The following is a 13215-nucleotide window of genomic DNA, read 5'->3' on the forward strand; positions in this document are numbered from 1 at the left end:
CCTCGGGGATGTTCTGCTCCACCTTGCCCACCAGGTCGGCGCCCACGTCGGCAGCCTTGGTGTATATACCGCCGCCGATCCTCATAAAGAGGGCGGCCAGACATCCGCCGAAGCCGAAGCCCACCAGCACCTTCATACTCTCTTCACGGAAGATGAGGAACAGGATGCAGGCGCCCAGAAGGCCCAGGCCTACGGTGGCCATACCGGACACGGCGCCGGAGCGGAAGGCTACGTACAGAGCCTTTTTGTAGCTGGTCAGGGCGGCGTTGGCCACGCGGCAGTTGGCCTTGACAGCCATCATCATACCGATGAGGCCCGCGGTGTAGGAGCAGGCTACGCCCAGCACAAAGGCTATGGCTACGCCCACGTACAGGGGTATGGCCACGTTGAAATCGGAATGATTGTACAGCGCGTTGCCCCTATACAGGAACAGCATGCCGATGGCTATGAGCAGCACGAACCAGATCATGGTCTTCGCCTGCTTCATGAGGTAGGCGTTGGCTCCCTCCCGGACGGCGTTGGATACGTTCTGCATACCCACCGAACCCGGGTCCTCCTTGGACAGGGAAGCGAACCAGGAAATGGCAAAGATAATGCCTATGACCGCGCTGATGAACACGATCCAGATAGACGGCACCATCCAGCTGAACTCGTCGAATGCCGGCAGTGTAATGGCTTCGCTGGCAAAAGCGGCTGACGGCAGCAGGCCGGCCATTACGACTCCTGCCAGAAACATAAGTTTTTTTGACAGTGTGCGCATTTGCACCCTCCTTGAAAAATAAAGCAAACAGAGCGCCCCCGCCCCTATCGTGGGGACAGGCATAACACTCATATTAGAGTATACTATATTGCGGCGGGTTTTGCAAGAAGAGCTCCGCAGCCCCGCCGAAAAAATCACCGAAAGTCCTCGTAGCTGTCTCTGAGGGTATATACCCTCAGCCGGGAGAGTATCTCCTCCTCCGTCAGCCCGTCCGGGTCCTTCACCTCAAAGAGCCGCTCCCCGCCGGGCAGCAGCGTCACGAAGTTGGCGTCCGTCCGCAGGTTTGTCCCCGGAACGTGGACGTAGGCCCAGAAAGCCGGCAGGTCCGAAGTGACGGCCAGCCTGCCCTCCCGGAACTCCGCCGTGATGCCGGGCCGCCCGGGCTCAAAGTGCTGAGGCGGGACGAAAAGCACCGTCTGCAGGCTCCCGGCGCCGGCAAGGCCGGCGGTGAAGAAACGGCTGCGGCGGGCGTCCCCCTCCAGCATCTCCCCGAAGTCTTTGTCAAATATGCACCGGGAGGTCATGGGCTCCGCCTCTCCTTCCACTGTCCGGCTCCACAAAAGGCGGCCATCGGTGTCCCACAGACCGAGCTCCGCGGTCCGGACCGCCTTGTCTGCGGTGTCGTTGGTGAGGTGCACCCTGACCCGGGTCCCCTCCTCCTCCGCGCTCAGCAGCACCGGCGCAAAGAACTCCTTCATGTGATACATCAGGGCCTTCCAGCGGCCCCCGTATTCCATGGCGGCGCCGCTGATGACCGGGGCGCAGTCGTTGAGCTGCCACACCAGGGCCCCCATACACCGGCGGTCGTTCATATTCCGGCGCCAGTGCTCCACGCCGCACTTCATGGCCTCGGCATGGACCAGCTGGGAAACGTACACGAAGGCCTCGAAGTCCCGGGGCATGCGGAAATAGGCGCCCACGTAATACATCAGGTCCTGATCGCCGCACAGGTCCTTCTGGAGCACGTGCATGACCCGGGAAAACACCTGCCGGTCCTCCGGCAGGGACACCCGGCGCACCAGCTCCAGAGAGGGCCAGGACTGGAGGCCGAACTCGCTCATAAAGCGGGGATAGAGGGTCCTGTAGAACGCGTAAGGCTTGCGGCCGTGCCACACGTCCCAGTAGTGCATGTCTCCGGAGGTCTCCGAGTTGGGGTCTCCCCCCTCGTCGTCAAAGGGAGAGGCGGGCAGATAGGTCCGGGTGGGGTCCTCCCGGGCGCACAGGTCCTTCAGCAGGTGATAAAACAGCTCCCTGTAGTCCCGGCGGCATTCCTCATTGGTCTCCCGGGTGGGCCAGGAGCCCCCCGCCAAAAACATTTCCAGCTCGTTGTTGCCGCACCACAGGGCCACGCAGGGGTGATGCTGCAGCCGGCGCACGTTGTCCCGGGCTTCGGCGGCGTATTCCTCCCGCAGCTCCTCAGTCATGGGATAGTGGCAGCAGGCATACATGAAGTCCTGCCACACCAGTATGCCCAGCCGGTCGCACAGGTCGTAAAACACGTCCTTTTCGTAGTAGGCGCCGCCCCAGGCCCGCAGGGTGTTCACGTGGCATTCCGCCGCGGAGGACAGGAGCCGGGCGTAGTCCTCCTCCCCCAGGCGGGAGGGGAACTGGTCCGCGGGCACCCAGTCGGCGCCCTTGGCAAAGAGGGGCCGGCCGTTGACCCGCAGGTAAAAGCTGACGCCCCACCGGTCCTTGTCTCTCACCACCTCCACCTGCCTCAGGCCCACGGATATCTCACGGTCAGCCAGCAGCCTGCCTGCCATCTCCGCCCGGACCCTCAGCCTGTAGAGGGGCTGCGGGCCCATGCCCGCCGGATACCACAGCTCGGGAGCAGACAATTCAAAGACTGCCCGGGCCCCGGTCATCTCCTTTTCCTCCAGCAGCTCCCCGCCGGGGGCGAAAAGGGAGGCGGTCAGGGCCGCTCCCGGGGCAAATTCGTCACAGAAGACCCGGGCCTCCAGCCGGCAGCTGCCGTAGTCCGGGGCAAATTCGGTCCGGACGAAGACGTCCCCCAGCCGGACCGCTTCATAGGCCGACAGGCGTATGTCCTGCCAGATGCCCATGGTGGGCAGCTGGGGAGCCCAGTCCCAGCCGGACTGATACACCGCCTTTCTCAGCTGCTCGCTGCCGGGCAGGGAAAAGGACAGATTGGCCCCCCTGTTTTCCCCGGCATGCCGCCGGCAGTATTCGGCGGAGGAAGCGATGTATATCTCTATCTCGTTGGTCCCGGGCCGCAGCAGCTCCGTCACGTCAAAGGCGTAGCGGCGGAACATGTTTTTGGTCTCCGCCACCCGCTGCCCGTTCAGGGTGATGCGGCACAGGGTGTCCAGGCCGTCGCACTCCAGCAGCGCCCGGCCGGCGCGGCAAAAGTCCTCCGGCGCCTCAAAGGAGCGGCTGTAGATATAGTCCTCTCCATAGACCCGGGCGTCCCGGGTGACGTTGTCTCTGTAGAAGGGGTCGCCTATGAGCCCCGCCGCCGTCAGGTCCGTGTGCACGCAGCCGGGCACGGTGGCGGGAGCTTCGGTCCTGCCGTCTGCGGAGCGCAGGCGCCAGGGGCCGGCAAGGGATATGGTCTTCACGGCAGCGTCCTCCGTCTATGACCTGAAGCTGTGGGCCAGGTCGAATATCTTCAGCCGCGCGGCTATGTCCTCAAAGGAGAGCCCGCCGGTCTCCGCCGCTCCGATGCGATAGACCCGGCCCGGCAGCATGGTGAGATAGTTGTCCTCAAATCTCACGGCGCTGTCCGGCGCCTGCAGGCACACGAAAAAGGCGGGCAGGTCCGTCTCCACCGTCAGGCAGTCATCCCAGGCCCGGACGGTAAAGGAGGGCTCCGCCAGCTCCATGTATTTGGCCGGGGCAAAGAACACGGACTTGTCCTTCTCCCCCTTGATGCGGGCGGTAAAGAAGACCCTGTATCTGCCGTCTCCCTCCAGGTATTCCGACATATCCTCCCGGGCGGCCTCCCGGCTGGAAAAGGCGGGAGCTTCGGCAGTGATCTCTTTTTCAAACAGCAGCCCGCCGTCGGCGGACCGGGCGGAGCAGACTATGGTCCGGGTCACGGGCTCCGCCGTGTCGTTGGTGAGGCTCAGGGTCACCGAGGACTCCGTCTCCTCCAGGCTCAGCAGCACCGGGGCAAAGAAATCCCGGGCCATGTAGTGGCAGGCCTTCCAGCGGCCCCCGTATTCCAGGGAGGCCCAGCTGGACACGGGCCAGCAGTCGTTCAGCTGCCAGTAGAGGGCCCCCATGCAGCGGAAGCCGTTCCTGTGGCGGCGCCAGTGCTCCGTGCCGTAGCGCATGGCCTCGCCGTGGAGGAGCTGGCTGATGTAGATGTAGTTCTCAAAATCCCGGGGCAGCTTGTAGTTCTTGCTGATGTAGTAGATGATGGCCTCGTCCCCGGTCTTGTTTTTCTGGTGGCAGTTCATGATGCGGGAAAAGATCACCCTGTCCTCCTCCAGAGTCACCGGCTTCAGGGTCTCCAGAGACGGCAGGGACTGGAAGCCGAACTCGCTCATGAAGCGGGGGAAGTGCTTGCGGTATTCGGTGAAGGGCTTGCGGCCGTGCCACACCTCCCAGTAGTGGGAATCCCCGGAGGCCTCCCCGTTGGGGTCCTCGAATATCCTCTCGGAAAAAGGCGAGGCCGGCACGTAGGTCCGGGAGGGGTCCTCCTCAGCCGTGATGCCCGCCAGCAGCCCGTAGTAGAGCTCCTCGAATTCCTTTTTGGACCTTTCCAGGCAGTCCGGGCCGGGCCAGCCCCCGGACAGCTGCCATTCCAGCTCGTTGTTGCCGCACCACAGGGCTATACAGGGGTGATGCTGCAGCCGGCGCAGGTTGTCCCGGGCCTCGGCGGCGTATTCCTCCCGCAGCTCATCGGTCATGGGATAGTGGGAGCAGGCAAACATAAAGTCGTGCCAGAGGAGCAGGCCCAGCTCGTCGCACAGGTCGTAAAAGACGTCGGCCTCGTAGAGCCCGCCGCCCCAGATGCGCAGGGAGTTCATGTTGGCCTCCGCGGCGCTCCGCAGCACCCGGGCGTAGTCCTCCCGGGTCACCCGCGAGGGAAACTGGTCGCAGGGTATATAGTCGGCGCCCTTGGCAAACACCGGGGCTCCGTTGACTCTGAAATAGAAGGTGCGGCCCCAGGCGTCCCTGTCCTGCACCACCTCCAGCCGGCGGATGCCCACCCGGACCGTCTTTTCGCTCTCCGGCTCCCCGCCGGCTATGGCCTGCGCGGTGACGGAATACAGGGGCTGCTCTCCCAGGCCCGCAGGCTGCCACAGGGCAGGCTGCTCCACGCAAAAGGACACCCGGGTCTCGCCGGGCCCCAGGATGCGGAAGTCCAGAGCAGAGCCCTCGGGGGAGAACAGAGTGACGGAATAGCTGCCCTCGCCGGAGTATTCCTCCGTGAGCAGCTCCAGGTCCAGCAGGGCGTGCCTGTAGTCCGCAGACACAGTCTGAAACACCTTCACGTCCGTGATGCGGCCAAAGGAATAGGCCCCCAGGCCTATGGAGCGCCAGATGCCCATGGTGGGGATCTGAGGGCCCCAGTCCCAGCCGGCCTGACAGTGGCACTTGCGGAGCTGTTCGCTGCCGGGCAGGGAATCCCCGGCGGTGTGGCCGTTGTCCCGGCCCGCATGCTCCTCAAAGTATTTGCCCGGGGAGGCTATGTCTATCCGGAGCTCGTTGTCCCCCGCCCTCACCAGACGCGTCACGTCAAAGGCGTAGCGGCGGAACATATTCTTGGTCTCCGCCACCTGCTGCCCGTTCAGGTATATGCGGCACAGGGTGTCCAGGCCGTCGCATTCCAGCAGCAGGGTCTTGCCCTCGGGCACGGAGTCCAGGGTAAAATGGCGGGACCAGGAAAAGTCGCACATATACACCCATTTGTCCCTGTATTCGTTGTCCCGGTAAAAGGGGTCGTCTATGATGCCCGCGGACATCAGGTCCGTGTGGACGCAGCCAGGCACGGTGGCGGGGATGCATATATCCCCCTCCGGCAGGGGCGAGGCGGAACGGAGGGTCCACTCTCCGTCCAGGGATAGATAGTTATTCATCGGCTTCCTCTTCGGGCACCGGCAGGGTGACGTAGCCCTCGGTGGCGTTGTCTCTCGGGATGATCCTGCAGGGGTTGCCCATCACTATGGAATGGGAGGGCACGTCGCAGTTGACGTAGGAATTGGGGGCGATCAACACGTCGTCGCCTATGTGTATCCGGCCCACCACCACGGCGCCGGGGCCTACCCACACCCGGTTGCCCAGGATGGGAGCGCCCTTTCTCTTGCCCCTGTTCTCCTGGCCTATGGCCACGAACTGGTGCAGGGTCACGTTGTCTCCCAGCTCCGCGGCGGCGTTGACTCCGGCGCCGAAGGCGTGGATCATGCAAAGGCCCCTGCCTATCTTGCCCTCAGGCCATATGAGCATATGCTGCTGACGGCGCAAAAGGCTGAACAGGGCGCTGTAGAACTTCCTCTCCAGCGGGTTTTTGGAATACTGGGCCTTGCGCAGCGAAATATGAAACAGTCTGAGCCAGGGGGTCAGGACCTCGTAGCGGGACAGGTCCTCTTTGATAAGCTTGTTGATATTCATGTCTTGTCCTTTTTGACGGTGTTTACAGTAATATTGTAGCACGGATGGACCCCGTTGGGAAGATAAGGAGCAGATTTTGTGTTATAATTAATATACACATTACAGCTTAAGCGAGGTCACCCCATGAAATTATTGCTTCTCTCTGCCCTGCTCCTGCTGACAGCGGCCCTCTGGGCCGCCCCGGCCCGGACCCCGGAGTTCATCCTGGACTTTGAGGGCTGCGCCGTCTCGGACGCCTTTGACAACTCCCGCGACGGCATGAGCGTCAGCTACGTGAATCCGGACTGCCGGCACCGGGTGGCGGACACCCCCTCCGGCAAGGCCCTCATAGCCCGCAAGACCGACCTGCGGTACTGGGAGCTGAACTACACGGGCAAGACCTTTTATTTCTCCGCCGACGTGACCCCGGGAGAGCATCTCGGCGGCGCCGAGTTCAGATACGCCTTCTCCTTTCACTGGTCCCAGTGGGGCAAGCCCGGACTGCCGGAGGAGATAGTGTTTTCCGTGAAAAGGGCTGCCGGCGGAGAGCCCGCCCTCTTTGACCACCGGGGGGACATGGTGTGCTCTCTGGACTCGGAGGGCGTCTCCTCCATAGAGGCGGCCTTTGACTACGGCAGCAGCCTCTACACCCTTTCCGTCAACGGCAAGAGCGCGGGAGGCCCCCGCCGGTTCGCCGCCCCGGTCCATGAGGTGACTGCCGTGAGCATATACGTCCTGCCCGGCAGCGACGAAGAGTCCTGCATCACCATAGACAACGTGAAGGCCGAGAGCCTGCGGCCCCGGCCCCTGCCCCAGCGCAACTCCTTCCAGAAGCCCGGACCTATGCCCCGGGTGGTCCTGCCCAAGACAAAGGACGGGCGGGACGCCGTCTACGTCAACGGCGCCCTCTGCGGCAAAACCCTTTCCGAGGGAGGCAGGCTCCTCCTGCCCCAAAAGGCCCTGGAACAGGCGGGCGCAAGGATAGCGAAGGGCAAAAACGGCGCCCTGGTCATACGGACTGACCGTGGAAGCTTTTACAGCACCCGGGACGTCTCCGACCCTCTCTGCCACGTGGTGACGGACTCCGGCGTGTATTTCTCCGCCACTGCCGCCCGGACCGTCGGCGCCAAGGTGTGGCGCTCCGACCCTCTGGAGATGACCCTCGTCTCCACCGACAGCTTCCATGACGGCATACTGCGCAACGTAGGCGGACACCTGTGGATGAACGGAGAGCCCTACTACGAGATATCCTTCAACAAGTGGGATATATTTTATCAGATATATTACGACGCCTCCTTCCACGGCGGCGAGCATATCAGCAACAGCTGGAACAGCCCCTCCAACACCCTGCAGGGAGCCGAAAGGGCCCTCAGGGAGCTGTCGGAGAACGGCTTCCGCTCCATCAGATTTTTCGTCATGCCCTTCAATCCCGCCCGCTCCGCCGAGGAAGCGGAGGTCTATTTCCGGGCCGCCGACGCCCTCTTTGACCTGTGCGACAAATACGGCATACGGGTGGTGCCCAGCCTGAACCTGAACTCCAAGGAGTTCATGGCGGGCGCCTACTCCGACGAGGGCGAATGGGTCAGCGCCGGGGAAAACTACAGCGACATATTTACGCAGAAAAAGAGCAAGTCCCTGGACGCCGTCCTGGGCTTCATCGATATGTTCGTGGGAAGATACAGCGGCAGGGACACGGTGCTCATGTGGGAGATCACCAACGAAGGCAATCTGGACGCGGACGTGGGCAACGGCAACAGCATGCGCTACTCCCTGCTGCAGATGAGCGAGTTTTACCGCCGGGTCACGGAACGCATCAGGAAAAACGATCCCCGCAGGATGGTCACGGGAGGCGACAGCATGTGCCGCAGCGCCCAGTGGCATCTGCTGTCGGCAGTCATGGCCGGCAAGAGCTGGGACTGGACTTTGGACACACCCAATGAGAGGCTGCAGGCCCTGTGGCTCATCAACCGGAACGCCGACGCGGTGAGCATGCACGCCTACAACCTGGGGGCCGACCTGAACGACGGCATGAACGTCTACGCCCCGGACCCGGAGGACCGGACGAACAAGACGCTCATAGACTGGCGTTTTCTCCTGGGCGAAGCCGCGGCCCTGGGCAAGCCCCTCTACATAGGCGAGGCGGGAGGCGCCGTGGTGGACGGCCGGGTGCCGGACCTTCCCAACCGGTCCCCCGAGAAGGCCGCGGCCCGGGCAAAATATCTGCAGGGGCTCGTGGCGGCGGGAGTGCAGCTCACCCACTGGTGGGCCTTCAACTCGGACAGAGCGGACTTTGGCTTTGATCTGGACGACTGGACAGTCACCATCAAGGATACTCCGGAGACCTTCGAGGCTATCAAAGAGGCCAACAGGCTGCTGCAGGAAAGATACGTGAAAAATGCCTGCAGATAAAGCAGCCAATACAAACACGCATCCCCCCGCGAGGGGGGGATGCGTGCCAACTAATATAAAGGAGGTATAACGGATGTTATCCGTGCATACAGTTGTATTATAGCATAGAAAAAAAGGGAATGCAAGTATTCCCGAAAAAAAATTTAATTTTTTTTCAAAAATAATTTAAGTCACGTCACCGGAAGTGCCTCATATCCCGTGGATCGGCGAATAATTCCGGGTGCGCAAGGAGGCTGTCCGCCTCGGTGATCTCCCTGACGGGGACGCAGGGCACCCCCGCCGCGAAGGTGTTTGCCGGTATGTCCCTGACTACCACAGCCCCCGCTCCTATGACGCAGCCTTCGCCTATGGTGACCCCGCCGCAGACGGTGACGGAGCCCCCGATCCAGCAGTTGTCCCCTATGACTATGGGGCCGGTGCGCTCCATATTGGTCACCGCGCCGGTCTCGGAGTTGAAAAACGAATTGCGGTCCTGCCAGCGCAGGGGATGGATGGGCGTCAGCAGGGACACGCCCGGCCCTATGAACACGGACTCGCCTATCTCCACCCGGCCCTCGTCCAGCACGGTGAAGTTGAAATTGGCGTAGCTCAGGCGGCCTATCCTGGTATTGACTCCGAAGTCAAACCATATGGGTCCCTGGAGATACACTCCCTCTCCCGCCTCCGGTATCAGCTCTCTGAGGACCTGCTCCCTCTCCGGGTCCGTCTCCGCCAGGGCGTTGTAGCGCCTGCACAGGAGATGGGCCCTCTCCCTTTCCTCCGCCATTCCCTCGCTGAAGGGATCGTAGATCTTGCCTGCCAGCATTTTTTCGTGTTCGGTCATTTGTTTCTCCGCAGTATGTCTTTCCGGGACAGTGTCCGGGAAAAGGTATTTTTATTATTATAGCAGACCCGGACCGGAAGCGCAACAGGTTGATTTTTCACCGGCAAAACAGTATGATATAATAAAAGACAGTATTTTGCCGGAGAGCCGATAGCCCTCCGGAAAGGAGACGGCCAAATGAAGACTGTGATCATCGGAGGAGTGGCGGGCGGAGCCGGCTGCGCCGCCAGGCTGCGGAGGCTGGACGGCGCCCGCGAGATAGTGATGCTGGAGCGGGGACCCTACATTTCCTACGCCAACTGCGGACTCCCCTACTTTGCGGGAGACGTGATCAGGCAGAAGAGCGCCCTGCTCCTGATGACCCCGGAGCGGATGAAGGAGCGCTTTGACATAGACGTGCGGACAAACAGCGAGGTCACCGCCATCCACAGGGACAGAAAGACCGTGACGGTGAAGGACCTCTCCTCGGGAACCGAATACGAGGAAGCCTATGACGACCTGGTGCTCGCCACCGGCTCATCCCCCCTGAGACCTCCCATCCCGGGCATAGACAGCCCCCGGATCCGCACCCTGTGGACCGTGACCGACTCGGAGGAGATCAAGGCCCTGGTGAAGGAGGAGAGCGTCCGGAGGGCGGCGGTCATAGGAGGCGGCTTTATAGGCCTGGAAATGGCGGAAAACCTGAGCCGGGCGGGCCTGGCGGTGTCAGTCATCGAAGCCGCCGACCAGGTGATGGCCCCTCTGGACTACGAAATGGCCCAGCTGCTCCACGGGGAGCTGAGGGACAAGGGAGTGGACCTGCGTCTCGGGGACCCGGTGGCCTCATTTGAAGAAGCCGGTGGCAGCGTGACGGTGCATATGAAGAGCGGCGCCTCGGTGACCGCGGAGCTGGTGATACTCTCCATAGGCGTGCGGCCCAACAGCAGCCTGGCCCGGGAGGCCGGACTGGAATTCAACGAAAGAGGCGGCGTCAGGGTCAATGACCATATGAGGACCTCGGACCCCTCCATCTACGCCGTGGGAGACGTGGCGGAGACGGAGGACTTTGTGTTCAAGACCCCGGCCATGGTCCCTCTGGCAGGCCCCGCCAACAAGCAGGCCCGTATCCTGGCCAACGTCCTGGCGGGCCGGGAGGACCGCTACGAGGGCACCCAGGGCTCCTCGGTGGCCCGGGTGTTCGACCTCACAGCCGCTTCCACGGGAGCCAACGAAAAGGCCCTGAAAAGCCGGGGCCTCAAAAAAGGCGGGGACTACGAGAGCCTGATCATCACCCAGAACTCCCACGCGGGCTATTACCCGGGAGCGGAGCCCATGACCATCAAGCTCCTCTTTGCCCCGGACACGGGCAGGATATACGGAGCCCAGATAGTGGGCTCGGGAGGGGTGGACAAGCGTATAGACGTGCTGGCCACCGCCCTGAGGCTGGGAGCCACCGTGAAGGACCTGAAGAGCCTGGAGCTGGCCTACGCGCCCCCCTTCTCCTCCGCCAAGGACCCGGTGAACATGGCTGGCTTTGTGGCGGAAAATCTCCTCTCGGGACTGGCGCGGATAGCGGATTGGGACGCCCCCTCCGCCCGGCCCGAAGCCCTGCTGCTGGACGTGAGGGAGCCGGCGGAGACCCAGGCCCGGCCCATACCCGGCAGCCTGCAGATACCCCTGGGACAGCTGAGGACCCGGCTGCAGGAGCTGGACAGGGACAGGGAATACATAGTCTTTTGCGCCGTGGGCGTGCGGGCTTACAACGCCGCCCGCATACTGGCCCACAACGGCTTTGACAAGGTGTGGGTGTATCCCGGAGGCGCCCGCTTTTATCTGGCCACCCATCCCGAGCTTTCCCGGGAAGCTCCGGCAGACCCGCCGGCGGCGGCCCCAGAGGCAGCCCCGGCGCCGGCTCAGACCCCGGCGGCAGCCCCTTCCGCCCGGCTGGACTGCTGCGGCATGCAGTGCCCCGGCCCCGTGATGGAGGTCTATCGGGCCATGACCGCCCTGAAGGACGGAGAGACTCTGGAGGTCACCGCCTCCGACCCGGGCTTTGCGAAGGACATAGTCAGCTGGTGCAGGTCCACCGGCAACACCCTCGTCTCCAACGAGAAAAAGGACGGGGAATACACGGCGGTCATACGCAAGGGCGCGGCCCCGGCGGCAGACCCGGAAAAGGCTCCGGACAACAAGGGCAAGACCATCATAGTCTTTGACGGAGACATGGACAAGGTGCTGGCGGCCTTTGTCATAGCCAACGGCGCTCTGGCCATGGGACGGCCCGTGACCATGTTCTTCACCTTCTGGGGCCTCACGGCCCTCAGGAAGCCGGAGAGCGCGCCTGTCAAAAAAGACCTCATGGGACGGCTCTTCGGCATGATGCTCCCCAAGGGAGCCGCCCGGCTGGGCCTGTCCAAAATGAATATGGCCGGCATGGGCTCCGCCATGATGCGGGGCGTCATGAAGGACAAGAAGATAGACTCGCTGGAAGAGATGATGCAGAAGGCCATACAGGGCGGAGCCAGGCTCATAGCCTGCTCCATGAGCATGGACGTGATGGGCATCAGGCCCGAGGAGCTCATTGACGGAGTGGAGATAGGAGGCGTGGGCGCCTACCTGGGCGCCGCCGAGGAAGCCGATACCAACCTGTTCATCTGACCCGCCGCCGGTCTCCGGCGTCATCCCGGCGGCCGATCCAGACGTCATATCGGCCCAAATTCGGGGTCCCCGAAAAATCGCAGATTTTTTGGGGTGGTTTGCGGTGGGGCCCGCCAGCCCATTCCTTATTCTGCCAACGGCAGAGAGGGCTGGTGGGAGGGGCCGTATCGCGGGGCTTGAGGAGAAGTGTAGTCGAGCGCTTTTTGTCCCGTTGGGCCTGTCCGTGGCCCGGGCTCGCGGCTTCGTGACAGGGGACTTCTTACCGGTGAGGGCTTGAGGAGCCCTCACCGCCGAAGTGACGTTGAGTTTGAACGGGAAACGCGTAATCCCCGGCTCCTCCGACGTCATCCCAGCGACCGTGGCACACGGTCGTTGGAGATCTGTGGGGGCACCGATGCCGCAGGCATTGGGGGGGCCACGCGGCGGAGGAACGTTCAAGCGTCGGTCATACGTTTTCCCGGCGACCCCGCGTCATCCCGCCCAAAATGCAGCGCTCTCGCCGGCCCGGACGAGACGGCCTATCTTCGCCCCGGGATCGGCATGATCGCCTTATTGCTCAATGAGCATCTGCGCAGTCACTGTCATGGTTTGCTCCTCCAAATGCGATCACGCTGCATTTGCGGGAGAATATCAACGCTTTTTTGACGGGGGCAGCTCCTCATACACAGCCTCGGCCACCCGCTCCAGGGTCTCCCTGTCGTCCAGGCAGTCCGCCAGCAGCATCTCCCGGGCTCCCGGATATGGCAGCTCCCGGGCGGCGAGGGGCATGAGCCTCTCGGCGGAGGGGGTCGCCTTCAGCAAAAAGCGGTCGTCATACACTCCGCCTATCACCTTGCCCCGCAGATAGATGACGTATTCTCCCATCATCTGCCTGCAGCTCACGTCTCCCAGCCCGGACAGCTGGTCCAGCACGTATTCCACGTATTCTCTGCTCGACGACATGGTACCCTCCGCAAAAAAATACAGCCCTTCGCTGTGCAGCGAAAAGGCTGTGATGGTGGCGCAGGCCAGACTTGAACTGGCGACA

At 62.7% G+C, this 13215-nt stretch carries 8 protein-coding genes; 2 read left to right on the top strand and 6 right to left on the bottom strand.

The window, feature by feature from the left end; all coding sequences use genetic code 11:
* The 4 genes from IK083_07350 to IK083_07365 all read right to left on the bottom strand — a co-directional run.
* A partial coding sequence (locus tag IK083_07350; protein ID MBR4749366.1) for a sodium/proton-translocating pyrophosphatase occupies nucleotides 1–640 on the bottom strand: 640 nt, incomplete at its 3' end.
* A 254-nt stretch (nucleotides 641–894) separates the two neighbouring features.
* Nucleotides 895–3339 (bottom strand): glycoside hydrolase family 2 protein, encoded by a 2445-nt coding sequence (locus tag IK083_07355; GenBank protein MBR4749367.1) that lies wholly within the window; start codon nucleotides 3337–3339, stop codon nucleotides 895–897.
* Between the two features lie 15 nt (nucleotides 3340–3354).
* The gene (locus tag IK083_07360) at nucleotides 3355–5808 is read right to left on the bottom strand and encodes a glycoside hydrolase family 2 protein (protein MBR4749368.1); all 2454 of its coding nucleotides are present in this window, start codon (nucleotides 5806–5808) and stop codon (nucleotides 3355–3357) included.
* A complete protein-coding gene (locus IK083_07365; protein MBR4749369.1) occupies nucleotides 5801–6340 on the bottom strand; it encodes a serine acetyltransferase in 540 nt (179 codons plus the stop codon). Before IK083_07365 ends, IK083_07360 begins: the two co-directional genes overlap by 8 nt.
* Before the next feature lie 123 nt (nucleotides 6341–6463).
* Between IK083_07365 and IK083_07370 the strand changes: the two genes are divergently transcribed.
* Nucleotides 6464–8728, top strand: coding sequence for a cellulase family glycosylhydrolase (locus IK083_07370; GenBank protein MBR4749370.1), 2265 nt, complete (start codon nucleotides 6464–6466; stop codon nucleotides 8726–8728).
* A gap of 175 nt (nucleotides 8729–8903) precedes the next feature.
* Here the strand turns inward: IK083_07370 and IK083_07375 are convergent, their stop codons facing one another.
* The gene (locus IK083_07375; GenBank protein ID MBR4749371.1) at nucleotides 8904–9551 is read right to left on the bottom strand and encodes a sugar O-acetyltransferase; all 648 of its coding nucleotides are present in this window, start codon (nucleotides 9549–9551) and stop codon (nucleotides 8904–8906) included.
* Between the two features lie 177 nt (nucleotides 9552–9728).
* Between IK083_07375 and IK083_07380 the strand changes: the two genes are divergently transcribed.
* On the top strand, nucleotides 9729–12188 hold the full coding sequence (locus IK083_07380; GenBank protein MBR4749372.1) for an FAD-dependent oxidoreductase: 2460 nt from the start codon (nucleotides 9729–9731) through the stop codon (nucleotides 12186–12188).
* Between the two features lie 630 nt (nucleotides 12189–12818).
* Here IK083_07380 and IK083_07385 read toward each other — a convergent pair.
* Entirely contained in the window at nucleotides 12819–13130 is a 312-nt protein-coding gene (locus IK083_07385) for a TfoX/Sxy family protein (GenBank protein ID MBR4749373.1), read from the bottom strand.
* Nucleotides 13131–13215: the final 85 nt, after the last annotated feature.

The sequence above is a fragment of the Abditibacteriota bacterium genome (assembly GCA_017552965.1).
Classification (GTDB): Bacteria; Armatimonadota; UBA5829; order UBA5829; family UBA5829; genus RGIG7931.